This window comes from Brachybacterium sp. P6-10-X1 (assembly GCF_001969445.1).
Lineage (GTDB): Bacteria > Actinomycetota > Actinomycetes > Actinomycetales > Dermabacteraceae > Brachybacterium.
Window position 1 is genome coordinate 4,124,855 of the sequence record NZ_CP017297.1, and the last position, 23,426, is coordinate 4,148,280.

General features: G+C 71.1%; 20 protein-coding genes. 8 read left to right on the forward strand and 12 right to left on the reverse strand.

The annotated features are described in order from the left end of the window. Positions 1-11: 11 nt before the first annotated feature. The 3 genes from BH708_RS18330 to pta all read right to left on the reverse strand — a co-directional run bounded on the left by BH708_RS18330 (position 12) and on the right by pta (position 4,045). Positions 12-560, reverse strand: a complete 549-nt coding sequence (locus BH708_RS18330; protein WP_076810396.1) for a hypothetical protein — start codon at positions 558-560, stop codon at positions 12-14. Positions 561-686: 126 nt separating this feature from the next. Beyond that, positions 687-1,910 carry an acetate/propionate family kinase gene (locus tag BH708_RS18335; protein WP_076810397.1) on the reverse strand — a complete coding sequence of 408 codons (1,224 nt, stop codon included), beginning with the start codon at positions 1,908-1,910 and terminating at the stop codon, positions 687-689. Positions 1,911-1,936: 26 nt separating this feature from the next. Then, on the reverse strand, positions 1,937-4,045 hold the full coding sequence (pta, locus tag BH708_RS18340) for a phosphate acetyltransferase (RefSeq protein WP_076810398.1): 2,109 nt from the start codon (positions 4,043-4,045) through the stop codon (positions 1,937-1,939). 192 nt (positions 4,046-4,237) lie between these two features. Here pta and BH708_RS18345 point away from each other — a divergent pair, with 192 nt between their 5' ends. The 3 genes from BH708_RS18345 (at position 4,238) to guaA (ending at position 7,409) form a co-directional block, all read left to right on the forward strand. Next, positions 4,238-5,116 carry an SURF1 family protein gene (locus BH708_RS18345; RefSeq protein WP_076810399.1) on the forward strand — a complete coding sequence of 293 codons (879 nt, stop codon included), beginning with the start codon at positions 4,238-4,240 and terminating at the stop codon, positions 5,114-5,116. Between the two features lie 3 nt (positions 5,117-5,119). After that, positions 5,120-5,533, forward strand: coding sequence for a DUF3817 domain-containing protein (locus BH708_RS18350; protein ID WP_076810400.1), 414 nt, complete (start codon positions 5,120-5,122; stop codon positions 5,531-5,533). Between the two features lie 265 nt (positions 5,534-5,798). Next, a complete protein-coding gene (gene guaA, locus BH708_RS18355; protein ID WP_076810401.1) occupies positions 5,799-7,409 on the forward strand; it encodes a glutamine-hydrolyzing GMP synthase in 1,611 nt (536 codons plus the stop codon). A gap of 41 nt (positions 7,410-7,450) precedes the next feature. On the opposite strand, the gene BH708_RS18360 is transcribed toward guaA, so the two are convergent. From BH708_RS18360 to BH708_RS18370, 3 genes are all read right to left on the reverse strand, one after another. Continuing rightward, the gene (locus BH708_RS18360; RefSeq protein WP_083713798.1) at positions 7,451-8,356 is read right to left on the reverse strand and encodes a carbohydrate ABC transporter permease; all 906 of its coding nucleotides are present in this window, start codon (positions 8,354-8,356) and stop codon (positions 7,451-7,453) included. Further along, positions 8,353-9,201 carry a carbohydrate ABC transporter permease gene (locus BH708_RS18365; protein ID WP_076810402.1) on the reverse strand — a complete coding sequence of 283 codons (849 nt, stop codon included), beginning with the start codon at positions 9,199-9,201 and terminating at the stop codon, positions 8,353-8,355. Before BH708_RS18365 ends, BH708_RS18360 begins: the two co-directional genes overlap by 4 nt. A 200-nt stretch (positions 9,202-9,401) precedes the next feature. After that, positions 9,402-10,718 (reverse strand): extracellular solute-binding protein, encoded by a 1,317-nt coding sequence (locus BH708_RS18370; RefSeq protein ID WP_076810403.1) that lies wholly within the window; start codon positions 10,716-10,718, stop codon positions 9,402-9,404. A 367-nt stretch (positions 10,719-11,085) separates the two neighbouring features. Here BH708_RS18370 and BH708_RS18375 point away from each other — a divergent pair, with 367 nt between their 5' ends. Then, positions 11,086-12,138: a LacI family DNA-binding transcriptional regulator gene (locus tag BH708_RS18375; RefSeq protein ID WP_076810404.1), complete on the forward strand. Its 1,053-nt coding sequence runs from the start codon at positions 11,086-11,088 to the stop codon at positions 12,136-12,138. Between the two features lie 13 nt (positions 12,139-12,151). Next, entirely contained in the window at positions 12,152-13,810 is a 1,659-nt protein-coding gene (locus BH708_RS18380) for an FAD-dependent oxidoreductase (protein WP_253705402.1), read from the forward strand. A gap of 88 nt (positions 13,811-13,898) precedes the next feature. Here BH708_RS18380 and BH708_RS18385 read toward each other — a convergent pair whose 3' ends face one another. Beyond that, positions 13,899-14,993 (reverse strand): GNAT family N-acetyltransferase, encoded by a 1,095-nt coding sequence (locus BH708_RS18385; RefSeq protein WP_076810405.1) that lies wholly within the window; start codon positions 14,991-14,993, stop codon positions 13,899-13,901. Positions 14,994-15,155: 162 nt separating this feature from the next. Then, positions 15,156-16,862 (reverse strand): MDR family MFS transporter, encoded by a 1,707-nt coding sequence (locus tag BH708_RS18390; protein ID WP_076810406.1) that lies wholly within the window; start codon positions 16,860-16,862, stop codon positions 15,156-15,158. A 180-nt stretch (positions 16,863-17,042) separates the two neighbouring features. Here BH708_RS18390 and BH708_RS18395 point away from each other — a divergent pair, with 180 nt between their 5' ends. Further along, complete coding sequence (locus tag BH708_RS18395) at positions 17,043-17,693, forward strand: TetR/AcrR family transcriptional regulator (RefSeq protein ID WP_076811606.1); 651 nt, start codon at positions 17,043-17,045, stop codon at positions 17,691-17,693. Between the two features lie 17 nt (positions 17,694-17,710). On the opposite strand, the gene BH708_RS18400 is transcribed toward BH708_RS18395, so the two are convergent. Continuing rightward, the gene (locus tag BH708_RS18400) at positions 17,711-18,715 is read right to left on the reverse strand and encodes an acyltransferase domain-containing protein (protein ID WP_076810407.1); all 1,005 of its coding nucleotides are present in this window, start codon (positions 18,713-18,715) and stop codon (positions 17,711-17,713) included. A 159-nt stretch (positions 18,716-18,874) separates the two neighbouring features. Further along, positions 18,875-19,621: a phosphoglyceromutase gene (locus BH708_RS18405; RefSeq protein WP_076810408.1), complete on the reverse strand. Its 747-nt coding sequence runs from the start codon at positions 19,619-19,621 to the stop codon at positions 18,875-18,877. A gap of 125 nt (positions 19,622-19,746) precedes the next feature. Here BH708_RS18405 and BH708_RS18410 point away from each other — a divergent pair, with 125 nt between their 5' ends. Further along, on the forward strand, positions 19,747-20,451 hold the full coding sequence (locus BH708_RS18410; protein WP_076810409.1) for an HAD hydrolase-like protein: 705 nt from the start codon (positions 19,747-19,749) through the stop codon (positions 20,449-20,451). A gap of 18 nt (positions 20,452-20,469) precedes the next feature. On the opposite strand, the gene dtd is transcribed toward BH708_RS18410, so the two are convergent. Then, the gene (dtd, locus tag BH708_RS18415) at positions 20,470-20,895 is read right to left on the reverse strand and encodes a D-aminoacyl-tRNA deacylase (RefSeq protein ID WP_076810410.1); all 426 of its coding nucleotides are present in this window, start codon (positions 20,893-20,895) and stop codon (positions 20,470-20,472) included. Positions 20,896-20,978: 83 nt separating this feature from the next. Continuing rightward, on the reverse strand, positions 20,979-22,703 hold the full coding sequence (locus tag BH708_RS18420; RefSeq protein ID WP_076810411.1) for a phosphotransferase: 1,725 nt from the start codon (positions 22,701-22,703) through the stop codon (positions 20,979-20,981). Between the two features lie 54 nt (positions 22,704-22,757). Here BH708_RS18420 and BH708_RS18425 point away from each other — a divergent pair, with 54 nt between their 5' ends. After that, positions 22,758-23,183 carry a DUF3151 domain-containing protein gene (locus BH708_RS18425; protein ID WP_076810412.1) on the forward strand — a complete coding sequence of 142 codons (426 nt, stop codon included), beginning with the start codon at positions 22,758-22,760 and terminating at the stop codon, positions 23,181-23,183. The last annotated feature ends 243 nt before the right edge of the window (positions 23,184-23,426 follow it).

Sequence of the window (23,426 nt, forward strand, 5' to 3'; positions counted from 1 at the left end):
GGCGGTCGACCTCAGGACCGCACGCGGGCGATGATCCCCCAGATCAGCAGCGCGAGGGCGATCACGCCCAGGCCGATCGGGATCACGAAGCCGACGCCGACGCCGATCAGGGTCCCCATCAGGCCGATGTCGGCGACCGCGACGTCGCCGGCACCCTCGCAGGTCATCGTGACCTCCTGATCGGAGGTGACCTCCACGGTGCCGACCGGGGTGTACTCGGTGCCGTCGACCGTCGTGGGCAGCATGGACTCCTCGTCGGGCTCCCAGACCACGTCGGGGCCGCCGTCGGCGGTGCAGGAGACCGATGCGACGTTCGAGGTCGGGACGTACACGTAGTGCAGCGAGGAGGCCGAGGCGTCGAACGTGCCGCTCGAGCCGCCCAGCGACACCGGGGACGCGGACATCAGGGCGACGATGGCGACTGCCAGACCCGCGATGATCGGCATCACGATCAGTCCGATGCCGTTGGCGATGATGCCCAGGCTCCCGAAGATGATCCGCTTCAGCCCCCGCTTCCTGCGTGGTGGCTGATAAGTGCCGTAGGACGCCTGGTATGCCATCTGTTCCCCCTGGGTGTGTCGTGGTCTTTCCTCCGCAGGATACGGGCAGGACCACGATGTCCGGGATGGGGAGGACTCCCCGGTGGATGACCGGGCTCCGGGCGGAGCCCCGACGGTCGGGAGCGATCAGACGCTCTCGCGGGCGACGGCGGCGGCCTGCTGCGCGATCGACAGCTCCTCGTTGGTCGGCACGACCATCACCAGCACCCGCGAGTCCGGGGTCGAGATCACGCGCGCCTCCTTGCTGCGGGCGGCGTTCGCCTCGAGATCCAGCTCGATGCCGAGCTCCCCGAGACCGCTCAGCAGGCGCTCGCGCACCATCGGGACGTTCTCGCCGATGCCGGCGGTGAAGGTCAGCACGTCCAGGCCGCCGAGCACGAAGGTGTAGGAGCCCAGGTACTTGCGCAGCCGGTGCACGTACACGTCGGTGGCCAGGGTGGCGGCCTCGTCCCCGGCCTCGACCGCCGCCGTGATGTCGCGGAAGTCGCTCATCCCGCACATGCCCATCATCCCCGAGCGCTTGTTGAGGATGTCGTCGATCTCGGCGGGCCCGTACCCGGCGCGACGGTGGAGGTGGAGGTAGATCGTGGGGTCGATGTCGCCCGTGCGGGTGCCCATCACCAGGCCCTCGAGCGGCGTGAGCCCCATCGAGGTCTCCACCGCCGTCTCGCCGCGGACTGCGGACGCCGACGCCCCGTTGCCCAGGTGCAGGACGATCTGGCGCAGGTCTTCGACGTCCCGGCCCTGCGCCGCGAGACGCGCGGAGACCGCCGCGGAGACGTACTGGTGACTGGTGCCGTGGGCGCCGTAGCGGCGCACCTTGTACTCGGCCGCGATCTCCCGGTTCAGGGCGTAGTTCGCGGCGGCCTCGGGCAGGGACGTGAAGAAGGCGGTGTCGAAGACGGCGATGTGCGGGACGCCCGGCAGCAGGGCCTGGGCTCCGTCGATCCCCTCGACCGCCGCATAGTTGTGCAGCGGGGCGAGCTTGCCGAGATCGTGGATGTCCCACCGCACCTGCTCGTCGATCAGCACCGGCTCGGCGTAGCGGGCACCGCCCTGGACCACGCGGTGGCCGACGGCGCGGATCCGGTCCTCGCTCAGCGCCAGGTCCACGTCCTCGAACAGCCGCTGGACGATCCGCATCGCCTCGACGTGGTCGGGGACCGGACCGGTGAACTCGGACTCCTTCTGGCCGGCGGTGATCGATGCGGTGCCCTGGTCCTGGCCCACCCGCTCGACGATGCCGGCCGCGTCCACCGTCCCGTCGGCCGGGGCCAGCAGCTGGAACTTCAGCGAGGACGAGCCGGAATTGATGACGAGGACGCGGGCGTCGGCGGCGGTGTCGGTCATGGGGGAGTCAGCTCCTGGGGCAGAGGTCAGTTCTCGGGCACGGCGGCGGGGCGGGTCGATTCCGCCTGGGCCTGGATGGCGGTGATGACGACCGTGTTGATGATGTCGTCGACGAGCGCTCCGCGGGAGAGGTCGTTGACCGGCTTGTTCAGGCCCTGCAGGACGGGGCCGATGGCGATCGCGCCGGCAGAGCGCTGGACGGCCTTGTAGGTGTTGTTGCCCGTGTTGAGATCGGGGAAGACGAACACCGTCGCGCGGCCCGCGACCGAGGAGTCCGGCAGCTTGGTCTTGGCGACCGAGGCGTCCACCGCGGCGTCGTACTGGATCGGCCCGTCGATGTCGAGATCGGGTTCGGCGGCCCGGACCAGCGCGGTGGCCTCGCGGACCTTGTCGACGTCGGCCCCGGTGCCGGAGGTGCCGGTCGAATAGGACAGCATCGCCACCCGCGGCGCGACCCCGAACTGCTCGGCGGTCGCGGCGGACTGCGCGGCGATGTCGGCCAGCTGCTCGGCGGTGGGATCGGGGTTCACGGCGCAGTCGCCGTAGACCAGCACCCGGTCCTCGAGCGCCATGAGGAACACCGAGGAGACGATCTGCGCGCCCGGCCTGGTCTTGATGATCTCGAAGGAAGGCCGGATGGTGTGCGCCGTGGAGTGCGTCGCCCCGGAGACCATCCCGTCGGCCTCGCCCATCTGCACCATCATGGTGCCGAAGTAGGAGACGTCCTGGATCCGCTCGCGGGCCTGCTCGAGGGTGACACCCTTCTTCGCCCGCAGCCGGGCGTACTCGGCGGCGTACCGCTCGAGGCGCTCCGGATCGTGCGGGGAGACGATCTGCGCCTCGGAGATGTCGTGGCCCAGCTGGGAGGCCTTGGCGCGGATCTGGTTCTCCTCGCCCAGCAGGATCAGGTCCGCCACGCCGCGGGCGAGGATCGCCTCGGCGGCGGCGATGATGCGCGGCTCATCCCCCTCGGGCAGGACGATCGTCTTCTTCTCCCCGCGGGCCCGGCCCAGCAGCTCGAACTCGAACATCATCGGCGTGACGACCTCGCTGCGGCTCACCTCGAGCGCGGCCAGCACGTCGGAGGTGGGCAGGTGCTCGGCGACCGCGCGGCGGGCCGCATCCATCTTCTGGGGGATGCCGGCGCTGAGCCGGCCGCGGGTGCGGGCGACCTTCACGGCGGTGTCGAAGGTCGACAGGTCGGTGGTGATCACCGGGAGGTCCTGCTGGACGCCGGAGACCAGGCGGCTGACCTCGTCGGGGACGTCGTAACCGCCGGTCAGCACGATCGAGGACAGCGACGGGAAGGTGCCGGACTGCTGGGCCATGACCAGGCCGGGCAGCAGGTCGTAGCGGTCGCCGGGGGCGATCACGGTGCAGTTCTCGGTGAGGCGGCTGAGCACGTTGGGCAGGCTCATCGCCGCGATCACGGTGCCGAGGGCCACGCGGTCCATCCACGACGGGTTGCCCTGCAGGAGCGTGCCGCCCACGGAATCCTTCACCTCCTGCACGGTCGGCGCCATGATCACGGGGTTCTCCGGGATCACCGCGATCAGCGCGCCGTGGACCCGGGGGCCGACGGCGGCCCGGACAGCGTCCGGTGACTCGGCCTCGGCGCGGTTGACGACCACGGCGATCGGGGCGGCATGGTGGGCGGTGAACTCGCCGACGGAGACGGCGGCGAGGGCCGCGATCTGGTCCGGGCTGCGGTCCAGGCCGGACAGTACGATCACCACGGGGGCGCCCATGTTCGCGGCGACCTCTGCGTTGAACGCCATCTCGGTGGGGTTGGCCAGGTCGTCGTAGTCGCTGCCGAGCACGACCAGCATCGAGTAGCGCTCGGCCAGGTCCCGATAGCGGCCCAGGATGCGCTCGTGCGCCGTGTCCGGGTCCGACAGCAGCAGCTGGTGGTCCACCCCGATGGCGTCCTCGTACTCCTGGTCGACGGCGGGGTGGGAGGTGAGCAGGTCGACCGCGTAGTCGCGGGCACGGTCGGCCTTCACGACGGGGCGATAGACGCCGACGCGGTCGGAGCGGGAGGCGAGGGCTTCGAGCAGACCGAAAGCCACCATCGACTTCCCGGTCATTCCCTCCGGACTGGCGATATACACACTCTGGGTCACGCTCCCCAGCATAGGTCCGTGTCGGCGCGCCGCACGGGGGCCGGGAGGATCGGGCAGGGGATCGGACCGTTCGGGGCCTCGACGGTCCGTGCTCCCGGCGCTGCGGCGGGACCCAGGTCCTGCCCGGACGGACAGATGCCTCACAGCGGGTGGCGTGACCGATCGCCCATCGTGCCGTCCAGGTGCGGCTCGTACGATGAGAGCATGCTCCGCACCGCCCTCCGCCCCCGCTTCCTCGGGCTGCTCGCCCTGATGGTGGTGGCGACCCTCGTGTGCGGGCTCCTCGCCACGTGGCAGTGGGACCGGGCGCATCAGGCGATCACGGATGAGGCGGACGGCGCGGAGCACCGCGGCGCGCTCGAGGACGTGCTCGACGTCGGCGACCCCGTCACCAACGCGATCGTCGGCGACATCGTCACCGCGACGGGGCACTACGAGCCCGACGACCAGATCGTGGTCCCCGGCCGGCACATCGACGGCACCGACGCGGCGATCGTGGTGACCGCCCTGCGCGTCGACCTCGCAGACGGCACCACGGGATATCTGCCGGTGGCGCGCGGATGGATGCCCGCCGAGGACCTCACGGGCCCCGACGGCGAGATCGATCCCGGCCTCGCCCCGCCGGTGCCCTCCGGCGAGGTCGAGGTGACCGGCCGCCTGGAGGCCGGCGAATCCGCCTCCGGCGGCGTCGAGAACGGCGTCGCCCCGGAGATCGCCACCACCATGCTGGTCAACGTCTGGGGATCGCCCATGTACGCCGGCTACGTCGCCCAGGTCGACCCCAACGCCGGCCTGCACCCGATGCCGGAGGCGGAGTCCACCTTCAGCAAGGGCCTGGACCTGCAGAACATCGGCTACTCCTTCCAGTGGGTCCTGTTCGGCGGCTTCTTCCTGTACCTGTGGTGGCGCTCCGTGCGCACCGCCCACCTCGACGAGCTCGACGCCCGGCGCGAGGCGATGGAGGAGACCCTGCGGGGCTCCGCGCCGAACGCCGACGGCAGCGACCGTCACGACGACCACCGCGAACCGGCCGTCGCCGGCTCGCCCACCTCCACTTCTCCGACCCCTGACAAGGACGTGTGACCCGTGCCCACCCCTCGACCGCTGGACGATGTCGCCTGCAGGACCTCCTTCGCCCGCTTCCGCGTGGCCTCCATCGTGGAGGGCATCGCCCTGCTGGTCCTGGTGACCATCATGGTCATGCGCTATGTCGTGTTCGGCGGAGACGCCTGGTTCACCTCGACCTCCCCGACGTGGGAGCACATCTCCTCCATCTGGTCCCCGATCCACGGCCTGATCTACATGATCTACGTGATCCTCGGCTTCGACCTGTGGCTGAAGATGCGCTGGGCCCTGCCGAGGATGCTGCTGCTGATGTTCTTCGGCGTGATCCCCGTGCTGTCCTTCTTCGGCGAGCGCTGGACCCACCAGCAGGTCGAGAACGACCTCCAGCGGCGCCCCACCCTGCAGGACGAGACCGAGGCGGCGCCGGGCGCCTGAGAGCGCCCGCCCTCGCCGGTTCCCGCACTCGTCGGCTTCCGGCGCTCCCCGGCTTCCGCACGGGCATGCGCTGACGCGGGAGGCGCCGGTCCGGAGGCGCCTCTGACGACGCGTCGTGCACGCCGCATCGCGATCGGCCGCACGGCGACATGGCCGACGGTCGCACGGAATCCTCGTGCGATGACGGAGCGGCGTGACGAGGATTGCGCCGTCGCCGTCCGGACAGGGGCTCCCTCCGGGCCTGCGCGCCCGTAGACTCGGCCTCGTGACCGACACCGACCAGCGCCCCGTCCTCGTCGTCGACTTCGGCGCCCAGTACGCCCAGCTCATCGCCCGCCGCGTCCGGGAGGCCCGGGTCTATTCCGAGGTCGTGCCCCACTCGATGGACACGGGGGCGATCCTCGCCAAGAAGCCCCGGGCGATCATCCTCTCCGGCGGACCCAGCTCCGTCTACGCCGAAGGCGCTCCGCGCCTGGACCGCGCGCTGCTCGAGGCCGGTGTGCCGGTGCTCGGGCTCTGCTACGGGTTCCAGTCCATGGCCGCGGCCCTGGACGGGACCGTCGCCGCGACTGGCGTGCGCGAGTACGGCGCGACCCGGCTCGCGTCCGTCGACGGCTCCTCCCGCCTGCTCGCCGAGCAGGACGTCGAGCAGAACGTGTGGATGAGCCACGGCGACTCCGTGACCGCCGCCCCCGAGGGCTTCGCGGTCGTCGCGACCTCCTCCGCCAGCCCTGTCGCCGCCTTCGAGGACACCGAGAGGTGCCTGTTCGGCGTGCAGTGGCACCCCGAGGTCGGTCATTCCGACCGCGGCCAGGAGGTGCTGGAGAACTTCCTGTACCGCGGCGCCGGCCTGGAGCCGTCCTGGACCACGGGCAGCGTCATCGAGGAGCAGGTCGAGCGGGTCCGCGCGCAGGTCGGCGAGGGAACCGCGATCTGCGGCCTGTCCGGAGGCGTCGACTCCGCCGTGGCCGCCGCGCTCGTCCAGCGCGCCATCGGAGACCGCCTCACCTGCGTGTACGTGAACCATGGGCTCATGCGCCAGGACGAGTCCGAGCAGATCGAGAAGGCCTTCGGCGAGTCCACCGGCGGCGCGAAGCTGGTCATGGTCGACGCCGAGGAGCAGTTCCTCACGGCGCTCGCCGGGGTCACCGATCCCGAGCAGAAGCGCAAGATCATCGGCCACGAGTTCATCCGCTCGTTCGAACAGGCGCAGGAGGACATCTTGCGCGAGCAGGGTGTCATCGAGGGGGCCGGAGGCGACGCGCACACTGCCGGCTCGGGGCAGAAGGCCTTCCTCGTCCAGGGCACCCTGTACCCCGACGTCGTCGAATCCGGCGGGGGAGAGGGCGCGGCCAACATCAAGAGCCACCACAATGTCGGCGGTCTGCCCGAGGACCTCTCCTTCGAACTGGTCGAGCCGTTGCGCACCCTGTTCAAGGACGAGGTGCGCGCCGTCGGCTCCGAGCTGGGACTCCCGGATGACATCGTGTGGCGTCAGCCCTTCCCCGGACCGGGGCTGGGCATCCGCATCATCGGTGACGTCACCAAGGAGCGGCTCGACATCCTGCGCGCGGCCGACGCGATCGCCCGCGCCGAGCTGACGGCCGCCGGTCTGGATCGCACCATCTGGCAGTGCCCCGTCGTGCTGCTGGCCGACGTGCGCTCCGTGGGGGTCCAGGGCGACGGCCGCACCTACGGCCACCCCGTCGTGCTGCGCCCCGTCACCAGCGACGACGCCATGACCGCGGACTGGGCCAAGGTGCCCTACGACGTGCTCTCCCGCATCTCGACCCGGATCACGAACGAGGTGAGCGAGATCAACCGCGTCACCCTCGACATCACGTCCAAGCCCCCCGGGACCATCGAGTGGGAGTGAGCGCGGCCTGAGACCGCGGCGGGGTCCGGCCCGGTGCTCCCTCACCCCTTGACGGCACCTTCGGAGAGCCCGGAGATGAAGTGGCGCTGGTTGAACAGGAAGACCAGCAGCACAGGCAGGGTCACGATGATCGCGGCCGCCATCAGCGGCGCGTACTGGATGTTGCCGCTCTGCGTGAACCCCGTCAGCGCGAGCTGCACCGTCTGGCTCCGCGGTGAGGAGGAGACGACCAGCGGCCACAGCAGATCGTCCCAGACCGCCGTGAAGGAGAAGATCGCGACCACCGCGATGATCGGCTTCGAGATCGGCAGGTAGATCGTCCAGAAGATGCGCAGCTCGCTCGCCCCGTCGATGCGGGCGGCCTCGGCGAGCTCTCGGCTCATGCTGCGGAAGAACTGGCGCACCAGGAAGATGCTCATGGTCCCCACCAGGTAGGGGATCGCGAGGCCGCCGAGAGTGTCGGTCAGGCCGCTGCCGCCGCGGCCGAGGGCGTCGTTCCCGCCGGCGAAGGGCACGCTCGAGACCATCAGGAACAGCGGGATCAGCGTCACCGCCACCGGGATGGCCGCCGTGGACAGCAGGATGTAGAACACGACGGTGCTGCCCCGGAACGGCAGATGCGCGAAGGCGTAGCCGGCCGCCACGGCGATCACACAGTTGGACGCCACGGCGGCGAGGGCGACGATGACCGAGTTGAGGAACGCGCGCCCCAGGTTCCCGACGGTCAGGGCGGTCACGAAGTTCTGAAAGGTCGGGCTGTCGGGCCAGAGCGTCACCTCCCGGAAGGCATCCTGCGCCGGCGTGAACGCCAGAGAGATCATCCACAGGAACGGGAACAGGACGATGGCCGTCGCGATCAGCAGCAGGGCGACGTTGAGGCCTGTGCTCCGGCGGTCGCGCGTCAGGCGCGGCCGACGGGCTCCACGGTCGGTGACGGTGCCGGTCATCGTTCACGCCCTCCTCTCAGGGCGATCAGCGTGAGGCCGGCGATGAAGGCGAACAGGACGAACGCCATCGCCGAGGCCGACCCCATGCTGCTGTACTCGAAGGCCTCGGTGTAGATCAGGTAGTTCACGGTCGTCGTGGAGTTCATCGGGCCGCCCGAGGTCAGCACGAAGATCTCGGCGAAGCTCTGTGACAGGTAGATGATGTCGGTCGCCACCACGTAGACCAGCATCGGCCGCAGCCCCGGCAGGGTGACGTGCCGGAAGCGGTGCCAGGCCCCGGCGCCGTCGATGCTCGCCGCCTCGTACAGGTGCTTCGGGATCGTCTGCAGTCCCGCCAGCAGCAGCACCATGTTGCTCCCCAGCGCCTTCCAGATGCGCATGGCCGAGACGCCGTTCAGCGCCGTCGCGGGATCGTTCAGCCACTTCTGCGGGGACAGATCGAAGGTGGCGAGGATGTCGTTGAACAGCCCGTTCTGCGAGTACATCCACAGCCAGATCATGCTCACGGCCGTCAGCGAGACGATGTGCGGGACGTAGAGCGCGGAGCGGAAGAGACCGACGCCGCGGAACGGACGGTTCGCGAGCATCGCCAGCACCAGGGCGATCATGACCGTCGGCGGGAGCACCTGCAGGGTGTAGCGCGCCGTCACCCACAGCGCATTGCGGAACCCGCCGTCGGCGAGCAGACCGGCGTAGTTGGACAGGCCCACGAAGGTCGGGGCCCCACGCTGCAGAGGGGTGTACTCGGTGAAGCTGAGCACGAGGCCGTACAGCACCGGCACGATCTGGAAGACCAGCACGTACACCACGGCGGGGGCCACCAGCAGCATGCCTGCCCGGGACATCGTGCGGTCCAGGGGCCTGCGGGGCCGTCGGTCGCGCCGACGCGATCCCTGCGCGGGGTGGTTCGCCGCGCCACCCGCGGAGGTGCCGCGTGCTCCGGTGCGCGACACCTCCGCCCCCGTGCTGCCCGCACTCCTCGCCGCGCCGCTCGCACTCTTCGCCGCGCGGCCCGTCCCTGGCGAACCGGTCCCGGGAATGGCGATCACGCTTCCTTCGCGATGATCTGCTCGAGCTCGGCGGCGGCCTGCTCGAGGGCGTCCTGCGGTGTCAGCGCCGCATTGAGCGCCTGTTCGATGTACTCGGCCAGCGTGTCCCGGATCTGCGTCCAGCCCGCGACGTTGGGATTGGAGCGGAAATGCTCCATGTTCTCCACCGCGGACGCGATCGCGGGGGTCTCCTGGACGTAGTCGCTCTCGACCGCGGAGGCCCGTGCGGGGACGATCCCGACCTCCTCGGCGTACTTGTTGTTGTACTCCTTGCTCCCGATCAGTTGCATGAACTCCCAGGCGAGATCCATCTTCTGGCTGTCCGGGTTGATCAGCAGGCCGGTCGCTGCCCCGCCGAAGGCGGCGGGCTCGTCGCCGTCCTCGAAGGGCAGCACGTCCATGAAGCGCAGATCGAGATCCGGGGCGGCGGCCGTGATCTGGGTGAGGGTCGCCGGGTCCGTGAAGAGCATCGAGGTGTCCTCGGTCGCCAGGGGCGACTGCGCCGGCGGCAGGGCGTCCCAGGTGCCGCCGAGATTGCTGTCCACGGGGGAGTCGCCCTGATAGAGGCTCACGTACCACTCGAGCGCCTCGAGGCCCTCCGGGCTGGTGAACTGCACGGAGGCCCCGTCCTCGGACAGCAGCCTGCCGCCGTGCGCCCACAGCATGCTGGTGTAGGCCTGCTGCATCGCCGGAGGATCGGCACCGAAGACGATGCCCGCCCGCTCGAGCTGACCGCCGGAGCGGACGGCCAGGGCGGCGGCCGCCTCGCGCAGCTCGACGAGGGTGCTCGGCGGAGCATCCGGGTCGAGCCCGGCCTCCTCGAAGTGCGCGGCGTTGAAGGCCACCTGCCGTCCCGTGGCGGCGATCGGGAACATGTAGTGGACGCCGTCGACGACCCCGCTGTCCAGACCGGTCCTCAGATCCTCGCGATCCGCCTCGTCCATCTGCTCGAGATGCTCGTCCAGGGGCTCGATGCGCCCGTACTTCACCAGGTCCGCCACGGCGGCGGGGCCGTGGCCGTACAGATCCGGGCCGGTCCCCGAGGAGAAGCCGGCGTTCAGTCGGGGAGACATGTCCGGCCAGTCGATGAAGGTGACCGAGGCGCCGCGTCCTGTCCTCTCCGTGAAGGCGGGCACCAGGACCTCGGTGACGAAGTCCTGTTCGGTGGGCTGCACGCCGGGCCACCAGATGACGAGGTCCCCGTCGGGACCGCTGGCCCCGTCGGACCCGCCGCCGCAGGCCGACAGCATCAGCGGTGCGCCGACGACGGCGGCTGCGCCGGTCAGGAACGTGCGTCTGCGGGTGGGGAGCACGATGGGTACCTCTCGTTCCACTCAGAGTCGGTCGGTGCGGTGGGTGCGAGGGGTCTCGCCCGTCCGCATCGGCCGCGGCCGACACCGTGATCCGCGTCCGGTCCTCGGATCGGGCGACCTCGGCACGATGAAGGCGTTACGTATAAGGCTCTGATCAGAACCATAGGCATGGCGCAGATCACAGTCAAGGGGGTGACGATTCGCTCGGGTCCCCACGTCGGCGGGTCGTGAGCGGCATGACCGTCGATGACCTGCGAGCCACGGGATGCGGTCCGGCGGTGCCGAGGGTCGCCCGCGTCCGACCTTGAGGATCATGGGCTCGCCGTCTACAGTCGATACCGGAACTGATACGAACAAGGAGTTGCTGGTGCGAGTACGTCAGCGCGACATCGCGCAAGCAGCCGGGGTCTCGCAGGCGACGGTGTCCCTGGTGGTGAGCGGTCGCGCCTCCGAGGGAGGGGTCTCCGCTCGGACGCAGGAGCGCGTTCGCACGGCGATGGCGGACCTGGGGTACGTGCCCGATCCCGTCGCGCAGTCCCTCCGGGGCGGTCGCAGCGGATTGATCGGGGTCTTCACCTACGAGCCGGTCTTCCCCGCGACGCCCGATGACTACTTCCACGAGTTCCTGGTCGGGATCGAGATCGCCGCCGCGGAGCTCGGGCGCGACCTGGTGCTGTTCTCCTCGACCCAGCGCGCCGACGGCAGCCGGACCATCTACGACCGCGGGACGAATCGCCTCCAGGTCGCCGACGGGTCCGTGGTCCTCGGGCAGCAGCGTGACGAGCAGGAGCTGAGTCGGCTCGCCGAGGACGGCTATCCCTTCGTGAGCCTGGGCGGCTATGACCCGGTCCCCGCGGCGGCCTGGGTGGCCGTCGACTACGAGGGGGCCGTCCGCGGGCTGGTCGAGGACCTGCACGGGGCGGGGCATCGCTGCCTCGCCTACGTCCGGGGGGACGACGATCGCCTTCCCTCGGTCGCCCGCCGCGAGGCCTTCGCCGCCGCGACGGTCGACGACGAGACCTACCAGGTCCCGTTGTCGCGGCTGACCCGGGACGTGGTGGAGCAGTGGAGGCTGGACGGGGTGAGCGCGGTGGTGGCCGAGAACCCGACCTCGGCCGAGAGCCTCGCATCGACGGTGTCCCGGGCGGGGCTGCGGATCCCGGACGATCTGTCGGCCGTGTGCCTGGAGAGGCCGTTGCGCAGCGGGCGGACCGCGGGGTGGTCGCACCTGGTCATCCCGAAGCAGGAGGTGGGAAGCCGCGCCGTGAAGGTGCTCGCGGCGATCCTCGACGGCGACCTCCCGTCCGACCATCACGGCATGATCCGGTGCCTGCCGCACCACCTCGGGACGATCTCGCCCGTCGAGGAGCGAGCCGCCCGACCCGCCCGGACCGTCCCGGGCAGACAGCACACCGCGTAGGAAGGGCCCCTCCATGACCATGCCGAGCACCCGTGATCAGCTCCCGGTGTCCCGGGCCGACCTCGTCGTGGTCGGCGGTGGACTCGGCGGCGTGGCGGCGGCGCTGACCGCCGCCCGACTCGGACGGCGCGTGATCCTCACCGAGGCCGACTCGTGGCTCGGTGGCCAGCTGACCGTCCAGGCCGTGCCGCCGGACGAGTCGCGCTGGGCCGACAGCCATCCCACGTCGGCCTCCTACGCGGAGTTCCGCGAGCGCGTGCGCGATCACTACCGGCGTCATTTCCCGCTGACGGACCGCGCGCGCGAGGACCCGTTCCTGAACCCGGGAGCCGGCTTCGTCTCCCGGCTGTGCCACGAGCCGCGGATCGGTGCGCTCGTGCTCGAGGAGATGCTCTCCCCGCTGCTGTCCAGCGGGCGAGTGCAGTGGCTGCGAGAACACGAGGTGGTCGGCGTGGACCGACAGGGTGACCGCATCACCGCCGTGACCGTGCGCGGGACGACGTCCGGGCAGGGGCGCCGGCTGATCGCACCCCTGTTCGTGGACGCGACGGAACTCGGTGACCTGCTCGCCCTCGGCGACCTCGACCACGTGATCGGGGCGGAGGGTCGCGCCGAGCACGGCGAGCTGCACGCCCCGGCCGACGCCGACCCGTCGGACCAGCAGGCGGTCACCTGGTGCTGCGCCCTGGACTGGGCACCGGGCCATGAGGAGCTGGTGCCGCGCCCCGCCCTGTACGAGCGCTTCGCCACGGTCGTCCCGGACTTCTGGCCCGGCCCGCAGCTCTCCTTCGACGACGTCCACCCGATCACTCTTCAGCGGCGCTCCCGGCCGATCTTCGCGGGAGATCCGACGGACCACGAGCGGCTCGACGGGGTCGGTGACATGTGGCACTACCGGCGCATCCGCGCCCAGCGGCTGATGGAGCCGGGCAGCCCCGGCGGGGACGTGACGCTGGTGAACTGGCCGCAGGTCGATTTCTGGGATGCACCGCTGCTCGGTGTCGATGCGGAGGCCCGTGCCCGTGCCGAGGACGAGGCCCGCCAGCTCACGCTGTCCTTCGTCCACTGGTTGCAGCACGAGGCACCGCGCAGCGACGGGGGAACGGGATATCCGGAGCTGCGGCTGCGCGGGGACGTGCTCGGCACGGCCGACGGGCTGGCCAGACAGCCCTACATCCGCGAATCGCGCCGGATCCGCGCCCGGTTCACGATCACCGAGGAGCACATCGGCCGGGAGATGCGCGGCGAGCACGCCGGATCGGAGGAGTTCGCCGACACCGTCGGCACCGGCCACTATCGCATCGACCTGCACCCCTCGACGTCGGGGCGGAACTACGTCGACATCGACTGCTTTCCCTTCCAGATCCCGTTGGGCGCGCTCATCCCGCGGGACGTGACGAACCTGGTGCCGGCGAACAAGAACATCGGCACCACCCATATCTCCAACGGCGCCTACCGGCTCCACCCCGTGGAGTGGTCGATCGGCGAGGCCGTGGGCGCCCTGTCGGAGATCACCGGGCGGCACGGCGTCGACCCGGCCGCGGTCCACGCCAGCGACGAGCTCACTCGCGAGCTGCAGGCGCTCCTGGCCGACGAGCTGAGGGTGCAGCTTGCCTGGCCCGACGCCATCCGACGGCGGCTTCCCGAGGACGAGCCCGCCACGGTGGGCTGAGGAGCTCTCCGCCGCAGGCCGCCCCGGGCCGGGGGTCGGCACCGAGCGCAGGCCGACGCCTCACGTCCCGCGTGTCCGGTGACCCCCGTCAGTCCGTCGGCGGTTCGAGCAGGCGCGAGGCGTGCGCGGGCGCGGAGGAGTGCCAGGACTGCGTGCGCTCGTGGGTCGCCCAGCCCATCGACTCGTACAGCCCGTCGGCGCCGGTGGGGGAGTCGGCGTCGACCTCGAGATCGACGTGGGTGCGGCCCCGCTCGGCAGCGTCGCGGATCGCGGCCCCCAGCAGCGACTTCGCGATGCCGTGGCCACGGGCGCTGCGGTGGACGCCGAGGTACTCGAGGTACGTGCCCTCACCCAGGGCCGGGGTGGCCGGCATCCGCGCCGCGACCAGGCCGCCGGCGGGCAGCCACATCTCCTCGCGCTCGATCTCCGCGATCCACCAGTGGTCCCAGGCCGCCTCCTCGGGGGTCTCGATGAGGCGCTGGACGAACTCCGCGAAGGACTCGCGATAGGAGCCCCAGTGGTCGGCGAAGGACTCCTCGAGCATCCGGTGGACGGTGCGGACGTCCTGCGCCACGGGCAGTCCCGACTCGTGACGGTGCACGGGCCTCACGCGGGTGCCCTGCCGGGGCTCGGGCCCGCCGTCGGCCTCGTCGGCCGTCACCGGGCGGCGCATGTGCAGCCAGGTGCGCACCATCTCGTACCCGGCGGCCCGCAGCAGGCTCGCGCGGTCGACGTCCAGCTCGTAGGTGTCGCAGGACATCTGCGTGCTCTCGACCCCGCGGTGGCGGGCGAAGGATCCGCCGACCTCGACCGCCCACTCCATGAGGGCGGCGGCCAGGGCCTCGCGCTCGGGCGCCTCGCGGGCGATGACGAACTGCAGGTCGGTGCGCCCGCGGGCGCGATCCTCGAGGGCGAGCCAGGCCAGTGGGTCCTCGTCCTCGGTGGGGGAGCCGTCGGCCGCGGCAGGGACGACGACGATCTCGCGCCGGGACCAGGACTTCAACCCGACCAGCTGGGACCGCAGGGAGTCCTCGTCGACGATGCCCTCCGGCGTGTGCTCCCGCTGGGCCGTCGCGAGCAGTCCAGCCAGCGGCTCGACGTCGGACTCGGAGGGCAGACGGGTCGTCAGCCTCCCCTCGAGCGAGGCGGGGAGCGAGGGCGGGAAGTGATCGGTGAGAGGCACCCGTTCATGGTCCCACGAAGCCGGCGGCCTGCACCGGGTCGGCGACGGAACCGTGACCGGGGTGGAATGGAATCGGCGTCGATGAGAGAGGCCCTGCACCGATCACGCGGTGCAGGGCCTCTCGGAACCGGAGACGGCGACGCGGAATCCCCGCGCTCGGGATCAGACCCGAGTGCGGTGGGGGTCGGCGGAGACGTCGGAGCCCCCGTCGGCCTCGCCGTGGACCTCGTCCTCGTCGACCGCGAGCGCCGGTACCGAGCCCGTGCTGGTGGCCGGCTCATGGTGATCCAGGGTGTCGCGGAGCTTCAGGTGCGGAATGAAGATCGACAGCACGATGGCGACGACCACGAAGGGGATCGCGGTGAAGAACACGTCGTGCATCGCCTCGCCCATGCCGGTGCGGATGGCCTCGACGATCGGGGCCGGGAGCTTCTCCAGCGTGCCCTGGTCGAGCACCGAGCCCACCCCGGCGCCGCTGTCGCCGCCCTGCATCATGGCGGAGGCGCCGGCCGGCAGACGGCTCTCGATCGCCGGTTGCATCCGCGAGGTCATCACCGTGCCGAGGACGGCGATGCCGACGGTCGACCCGATGTTGCGGAAGAACTGGACCGAGGCGGTGGCCACGCCCAGCTCGGACTGCGGCACGGCGTTCTGCACCACCAGGGTGAAGATCTGCATCATCATGCCCAGGCCCAGGCCGATCACCACCATCGCGACCGTCAGGTGCCAGGCGGCGTCGCCGTAGGCGACCTGGGTGAGCAGCCAGTAGCCCGTCAGCATCACGAGCCCGCCGACGATCAGGATCTCCTTGTACCGGCCGGTCCGGGAGACCAGCAGGCCCGAGAGGATGGACATGCCGATCATCGAGACCGACTGCGGGATGAGGATCGCGCCGGACCCGGTGGCGGAGACGCCCATGACGGCCTGGGCGTACACCGGGATGTAGATGATCGCGCCGAACATCGCCACGGCGACGGCGAAGGAGGCCAGGATCGACAGCGCGACCACCGGACGGGCCAGCATGCCCAGCGGCAGCAGCGGGTTCTCGGCCCGCATCTCGATCCGCACGAACAGTCCCAGCAGCAGGGCGGCCGCGACGTACATGCCGATGATCGTCGGGGAGTCCCAGGCGTAGGTGGCGCCGCCCCAGGAGGTCGCCAGGAGCCCGATGACCAGACCCGGGGTGAGGGTGATGATGCCCAGCACGTCGACGGTGGTGCGGCGGGCGACGTGGTCCAGGTGCAGGAACCGCAGCACGAACGCGAAGGCGATCACGCCCAGGGGCAGCGTGAGGAAGAACAGGTAGCGCCAGCCGAAGTGGTCGGTCACGGTGCCGCCGATCAGCGGCCCGGCGATGGAGGCCAGACCGAACGTGGCGCCCATCAGGCCCTGGTACTTGCCGCGCTGACGCGGCGGGATGATGTCGCCGATGATCGTCTGGGACAGGGGCATCAGGGTGCCCATGCCCAGGCCCTGCACGGCGCGGGCGGCGACCAGGAACCAGAAGTTCGTGGAGAAGCCGGCCAGGATCGAGCCGAGCAGGAAGATCGCGATGCCGGCGAGGTAGAAGCCGCGGCGGCCGTACTGGTCGGAGAGCTTGCCGACCACGGGGACGGTGACGGCGGAGACCAGCATCGCGGAGGTCGCGATCCAGCTGTAGTGCGCCATCCCGCCCAGGTCGGCGACGATGACCGGCATAGCGGGACTGACGATGGTCTGGGAGAGGGAGGCGACCAGCATGCCGAGCATGAGGCCGGCGAAGACGAGCTTGCTCCGTCGATCCAGGCCGACGAAGGGCTCAGGGGTGGGGGAGGGCGCGGTGCCGACGGCGGAGTCGGGCGCCGACGCGGAGGTCGATGCAGTGCTCACGGAGGTCCTCGGGAGATGAGAGGTGGACGGGCGGACGTTCTCGGGCGGGAGGGGACTCGTCCGACGGTCGCTGCACACCATCGAGCCTCGACCGGATCATCCTAGCCAACTGTTGCATTGACTGCACTATTTCAGTGGATGCAATATTTGTGATCTGACGGACCTACGATGGGAGCCGTGATGGACCCACAGACTTCCTCCGCCCCGCCCGCCTCCTCGCCGGGCGATGGCGGCGATCCGGCGACCGAGGGCCTCGGACTGCGCGAGCTGAAGAAGCGCCAGACCCGCGTGGCGATGCACCGGGCCGCGCTCGAGCTCGTCGCCGAGCACGGCTTCGCGCAGGTGACGGTCGAGATGATCGCCCGACGCGCCGGAGTCTCCACCCGAACCTTCTTCAACCACTGGACCACCAAGGATGCGGCGGTCCTCGGCGTGATCACGGGCGATTCGATCGAGATCGGAGGACGGCTGCGCGTCGAACTCGCGGAGCACTCGCCCCGCGAGGCGCTGCGGATCGTGCTGCGCGATGCCCTGACCGCGGTCCCCGCGGATCCGGAGCTGCGGGATCTGAAGAAGCAGGTGATGGCCAAGGAGCCGCTGCTGCACTCGATCTCCTCGGGCCGGCTCCTGGAGGTCCAGACCGAGATGACCGAGGCCCTGACGGCAGTGCTGGAGGGGGAGGAGGCCCGCACTCGTGCCGTCGTCGCCGTGCAGGTCGGCTTCGCCCTGACCCGCAGCGCGTTCGCGCTGTCCATGGCCAAGGGCATCGACCTGCTCGCGGCGTTCGACGAGGTCACCGACCTCTACGATTCGGGGATCATCGAAGCCTGAGGCGGCATCGCGCGCCCCTACCGCACCAGGCGGCCGACGCCGACCTCCCAGCCGCGACCGTCGGCCAGACGCTCGGCGACGACGCGCTCGAGCCGGGTGACGCGCGGCAGGGCCGCGGCCTCGTAGGGCGGGCGCTCGCCGAAGACGAAGAACGCCGCGGAGTCCGCGCCGGGGGAGTGGGAGACGATCTCCCAGCGGTCGACGAAGCCACCGATGTTCGAGTCGGCCCCCAGCTCGTCGACGAGCACCGGGTTCATCAGCCACGAGTCGCACACGAACTCGTGCCCGAATGCCGGGGCACCCTGCGGTCGGTCGGCATCGAGGTCGGCGTAGTGCGTGGTGGCGCACTCGGTGGCGCGGAGGAAGGAGTCCTCGACCGCCTCCGGCGTCAGCGGGCCGCGGGCAGGGATGTGGGTGCCCAGCACCCAGCGCTCGTGGCCGGTCCCTTCCTCGATGCGATGCAGATCGAACTGCAGCCGGCCCAGATGGACCAGACGTCCGGCCCAGTTCAGGGCCATCCAGCCGAGCTGGTGCAGCCCGAGCCGTCCGCTGCTGCGCCGGTGCACCCGCATCTGCTGGCCGAGATCGGCGAGGACCTCCCAGGACAGCTCGGTGCTCAGCCCCCGCGCCGCATGCCAGGCGCGCACGGTGCTCGTGCTCACCGCGAGCGCGAGGATCGCCACCAGGCCCTCGCCGGGCGCGAGGCGCTGCTGAAGGGTCCGGTGGTGCTCGCCGAGCGACCCGAGGTCCGCCTCCGGCACGTCGAGTCCGGCACCGGCGCGCAGCAGGTTCGCGGTGCGGGTGATCTCCCCGAGGATCTCGTCGTCGGCAGCTGCGGGGCCCAGCAGGGGCATGAGCTCGTCATGGTCCTGGCCCGTGATCCCCAGCAGGTCGAGCAGCTCGGGCGCCGACGGAGCGGTCAGCATCGTGGCGACATCGGCCGCGCCGAGCTCGTCGACGGGACGGACTGCCGACGGCGGATCGCCGTGGACCTGGAGGGATGCATCGCGGAGTGAGGTCATGGGCATACAGGGTAGCCGCGCAGAGCCCGCCCTCCGGGGACCCGGTGGCGCCGCGGGGAGGCGGCACCGACGGACGAGGGCCCCTCCTGCAGCTGCCGGAAGGGCCCTCGTCCGAGGCCGGCGATCAGCTCCGCGGCCCGGTGATCGTGCGGTCCGTGCTCACTTCGTGCCCTGGTTCGCGACGGCCTCGGCGGCGGCCTTCGCGGCGACCGGGTCGAGGTAGCGGCCACCCTTCTCGACGGGCTCGAAGCTCTCGTCGAGCTCGTACACCAGCGGCTGACCGGTGGGGATGTTCAGGGACGAGATCTCCTCGTCGGAGATGCCGTCGAGGTACTTCACCAGCGCGCGCAGCGAGTTGCCGTGGGCGGCGATCAATACCGTCCTGCCTTCGACGAGATCGGGCTTGATGCCCTCCTCCCAGTACGGGAGGAAGCGCTCGACGACGTCCTTGAGGCACTCGGACTTCGGCAGTTGATCACCGAGATCCGCGTACTGCGGGTCCTGGTCCTGGCTGAACTCCGTGCCGAACTCGATCTCCGGCGGCGGGGTGTCGTAGGAGCGGCGCCAGGCCATGAACTTCTCCTCGCCGTACTTCTCCCGGATCTCGGACTTGTTCATGCCCTGCAGAGCGCCGTAGTGGCGCTCGTTCAGGCGCCAGTCGCGCTTGACGGGGATCCAGTGGCGGTCCGCGGCGTCCAGGGAGAGGTTCGCGGTCATGATCGCGCGACGCTGCAGGGAGGTGTGCACGATGTCGGGGAGTATCCCGGCCTCCTTGAGCAGGTCGCCGCCCTCGGTGGCCTCCTGGCGTCCCTTCTCGGTGAGGGGCACGTCCACCCATCCGGTGAACAGGTTCTTCGCGTTCCAGTCGCTCTCGCCGTGGCGGAGCAGCACGAGTGTGTAGGTCATGGCGCCAGCCTACGCGGGCCCGGGACGAGGCGCATATCGCGCCCACGCCGTTGCCGCCTGCGCGGACGGCGGCGGGCGAGAAGCGAGGCCGACGGCGATGACGGTCCGCCGATAGTGTCGGGGCCATGTCGATCCTCGCGCCCGGCGCCCTCGCCGATGTCCCCGTCGTCCTGCTGGATCTCGACGGAACCCTGGTCGATTCGGGGCCGGGGATCCTCGACGGGCTCGGGCGCGCCTTCGCCGAGTGCGGGGAGGAGCTGCCTCCGCCCGAGGTGCTGCGGACCTTCGTCGGCCCGCCGCTGGCCGAATCGTTCCAGGGGACCCTCGGCCTCAGCGCAGAGCGCGCCGAGAAGCTCGAACTCGCCTACAGCGAGCACTATCAGGTGGGCGGGCTCCTGGCGGCGCCGCCGTATCCGGGGATCCCCGAGCTGCTGGAGGGACTCGCCCGGGACGGTCGCACCATGGCGGTCGCCACCAACAAACCCGAGACCACGGCGCGCCGTCTCCTCGCCCATCAGGGGCTCGACGGCGACCTGGCCCTGATCGCCGGCACCGACCGGGCGACGGGTCGGGACGACAAGGCGGCCGTCGTCCGGAGCGTTCTGGTCCGGCTCGGCCTCGAGGCGCGCACCACGGCGACCGACCGCGGTGCTGTCTCCGGGGCGCCGGCCGTGATGATCGGCGATCGGATCCACGATGCCGAGGGCGCCGCGGTGCACGGCCTGCCCGCCGTGCTCACAGGCTGGGGGTACGGGGGAGCCGTCGAACGGGAGTCCGGGTGGCCCCGCGCGGAGACCGTCGCCGACCTCGCGGCGATGCTGCTGCGCTGAGGGCCCTGCGGCGCTCCCTCAGGCCTCCAGCAGGAGAGTGACCGGGCCGTCGTTCACGAGGCCGACGCGCATGTGCGCGCCGAAGCGGCCCGCGGAGACCTCCACCCCGCGGTCGCGGATCGCCTCGACGACCTGCGCCACGAGCGGCTCGGCCACCGCCCCCGGGGCGGCTGCGCTCCAGGAGGGCCGGCGCCCCTTCCGCGCATCGCCGTACAGCGTGAACTGGGACACGACCAGGACCTGAGCGCCGGTATCGAGGACCGAGCGCTCGCCCTCGAGGATCCGCAGCTCGCAGATCTTCCGGGCGATCGTGGACACCTGCTCGGGGCCGTCCTCATGGGTCACGCCGACCAGCGCCACCAGGCCCTCGCCCGCGACGGCGCCGATCATCTCGCCGTCGACCTCGACCTGGGCACCGTCGACTCGCTGGAGCACTGCACGCATGCCTCGATCCTGGCACACCCCGACGGTCCGCAGGATGGGCCGTGCCGGTCAGCACGGCCGGGCCAGCGCGGCCGGTCAGTCGGTCACTGCGGCAGGATCGAGTCGATCCGACGTTCCTGGGTGGGGGAGTCGTCGCCGCTGTCGCGGCGATCGGGCTGCTCCGCCACCGGGAGCGGCTGCGTCGAACCCGACGACTGCGGTGGTGGCGTCGAGCGTGCCTCGGGGGAAGTGCGCTGCTCGGGCGGGGGAGCGGGTCGGGTGGGGGCGACGGGTTGCTGCTCGGGTCCTGGTGTCGCTCGAGAAGGGGCCACGGATCGCGGCCGCGCGGGCGGACGGCCCGACGCGCCCGGAGCGCCCGCCGGCACCTCGGCGGAGCCCTGTGGGGCGGGGCGCAACCCCGTCGGGCCCTGCGGGTCGGGACGCATGCCCGTCGGGCCCCGCGGTGCCGAGCCGCTCGGAACGCTCGAGGAGGGAGTGTGCGAGGGGGGCGGCGAGGACGGCGTGGGGTCCTGGGCGGCGAGGCGGTGGGACTCGGCCGCACGGGCGCGGGAGACCCATTGCTCGGCCACGCGCACGATCGCCTCGGTCGCAGCCTCCCAAGCCGCCTCCTGCTGGCGATGCGGCCCGGTGGCCAGCGACAGCACGACGCCCGCGGACCGCAGAGCGAGCTCGGTGGGATCGACCCGATCCGCGAACGTTCTCTGCCAGGTGCGGATCGCCTCCTCGACGCGCTCCTGCATGGCGCGATCGATCCGGCCGGCGTTGCCGTAGTCGGCCAGCACGCTGAGGTGGGCGAGTAGGCAGGCGAGGTCATCCGCCCGTCGGCCCGGCCCCACCGTGTCGATGTCCAGCAGGCCCACCACCCTGCCGTTCTGGACGAAGACCTGCGCCTCGTAGAAGTCCCCGTGGACCACGTCGTGGGGGCGCATGTCCATCCGCTGCTCGAGGGCCGCCAGACCGTCGCGGATGGTGCGCACGAGGGCGTCGAGCCGGGGCGCCAGGGACGGCACCGAAGAGCTGACGATCCCCGCGTAGAACTCCACCGAATCGGTCCAGGGCGGCCGCACCGACAGGGTGTACAGGGAGGCGGGGAGCCGGTCCAGGAGAGCGACCAGGTCGCCGGCGGAACAGGCCTCGACCCCCTCGTCGATCACCGCGCGGGCCAGGGGGCGGCCGGGCAGCTCCTCGAGCACCACCAGCCCGTTGTGATGGGCGATCACGGCGGGGACCGGGACCCCGGCGGCCAGCAGGCGCTCGTGGCGGTCGACGATCTCCCCGCTGCGATGCGGCTGCATGACCTTGAGGTAGACGGCCCGGTCGCCCTGGCTCGCCCGCAGCACCGCCCGGCGCCCGGGCCGGTACGAGACGACGTCGATCGCGATCGACGCGGAGGGGTCCTGGCCCAGCGGCACCCCCAGGTCCGCCAGGGTACGGCCGACGACGTCCGGATAGCACACCAGCGGGAGCATCGGCAGCCATGGATCGTGGGGGTAGCGCCACACGCGCACGTTGATGTCCCCGTCGGTCATGACCAGGGTCTGCTCGGCGACGTAGAGGTTCTTCTCGCGCTCGCCGATGTGGGCGCTCGCGCCGAACAGCTCCTCGCGCGCCGGGGCCTGCGGACCATCGAGCTCGGGCCAGGACACCATCGTGCGGTAGAGCGCCTTCGTGCTGCGGCCGGGCCGATGGTCGACATGATCCAGCTGCCAGCTGTGCAGCACGCCGCCGGAGTTCCCGACGGCCGATCGGAGCAGGCCCCCTGCTCCGGACCCGGTGAGAAGCTCCGAGCCGTCCTGCGTGTGTGACATGGGGTATCAATCTGGTCCGAGAGGTCATCAGGCGCCAGCGCCTACGATGCTTTCATGGCAGATCGTACCGATAACCTCACCAGCGGGAATCTTCTGGGCATCCCGGAGACCCTGCTGCCCGACGATTTCATCGACCTCCAGGTGACCGAGGAGCTCTCCGACGGTGAGCCGCGCGACATCGCGGCCCGCCATCCCGAGTCGCCGATGGTCTGGGCGACCCTGGCGCAGGACGCGCTGACCGACGGCGACGAGATCGCGGCCTACGCCTACGCACGCACCGGGTACCACCGCGGTCTCGACGCCCTGCGCCAGGCCGGTTGGCGGGGACAGGGCCCGATCCCGGCCTCCCACGCCCCCAACCGCGGCTTCCTGCGCGCACTGGCGATGCTGGGGGAGACCTCGCGTCGCCTGGGCGATGACGCGGAGGCCGATCGGGTGACGGCGTTCCTCCGCGAAGCGGACCCCAGCCTGCTCGGCTGAGCGGCGTGGCCCTGCTGGGCCGAGCGCGTGGCCTGCCGGGCCGAGCGGGTGCCGCGCGCATGGCGGTCGGCGGGCATCGCATCCGGTGGCCTCATGCGAGCACGGTGACCGCTGTGCGGGGTCGCCTGCTGGCGGAGCGCCGGTGGGTGCGATGCCGTGAGGCTGCCGCACGGTCACTGGCCGGTTGAGGCCGCGCCCAGACGTCGCCCGGACTGTGCTTGGTAGGCTCTACGCGGTCCGTCG

Excerpts from the sequence above, each read along its gene's own strand:
- BH708_RS18330 (WP_076810396.1), bottom strand. The coding sequence starts at position 560 with ATGGCATACCAGGCGTCCTACGGCACTTATCAGCCACCACGCAGGAAG.
- BH708_RS18335 (WP_076810397.1), bottom strand. The coding sequence starts at position 1,910 with ATGACCGACACCGCCGCCGACGCCCGCGTCCTCGTCATCAATTCCGGC.
- pta (WP_076810398.1), bottom strand. The coding sequence starts at position 4,045 with ATGCTGGGGAGCGTGACCCAGAGTGTGTATATCGCCAGTCCGGAGGGA.
- BH708_RS18345 (WP_076810399.1), top strand. The coding sequence starts at position 4,238 with ATGCTCCGCACCGCCCTCCGCCCCCGCTTCCTCGGGCTGCTCGCCCTG.
- BH708_RS18360 (WP_083713798.1), bottom strand. The coding sequence starts at position 8,356 with ATGACCGGCACCGTCACCGACCGTGGAGCCCGTCGGCCGCGCCTGACG.
- BH708_RS18365 (WP_076810402.1), bottom strand. The coding sequence starts at position 9,201 with ATGTCCCGGGCAGGCATGCTGCTGGTGGCCCCCGCCGTGGTGTACGTG.
- BH708_RS18380 (WP_253705402.1), top strand. The coding sequence starts at position 12,152 with ATGACCATGCCGAGCACCCGTGATCAGCTCCCGGTGTCCCGGGCCGAC.
- BH708_RS18395 (WP_076811606.1), top strand. The coding sequence starts at position 17,043 with ATGGACCCACAGACTTCCTCCGCCCCGCCCGCCTCCTCGCCGGGCGAT.
- BH708_RS18400 (WP_076810407.1), bottom strand. The coding sequence starts at position 18,715 with ATGACCTCACTCCGCGATGCATCCCTCCAGGTCCACGGCGATCCGCCG.
- BH708_RS18405 (WP_076810408.1), bottom strand. The coding sequence starts at position 19,621 with ATGACCTACACACTCGTGCTGCTCCGCCACGGCGAGAGCGACTGGAAC.
- BH708_RS18410 (WP_076810409.1), top strand. The coding sequence starts at position 19,747 with ATGTCGATCCTCGCGCCCGGCGCCCTCGCCGATGTCCCCGTCGTCCTG.
- dtd (WP_076810410.1), bottom strand. The coding sequence starts at position 20,895 with ATGCGTGCAGTGCTCCAGCGAGTCGACGGTGCCCAGGTCGAGGTCGAC.
- BH708_RS18420 (WP_076810411.1), bottom strand. The coding sequence starts at position 22,703 with ATGTCACACACGCAGGACGGCTCGGAGCTTCTCACCGGGTCCGGAGCA.
- BH708_RS18425 (WP_076810412.1), top strand. The coding sequence starts at position 22,758 with ATGGCAGATCGTACCGATAACCTCACCAGCGGGAATCTTCTGGGCATC.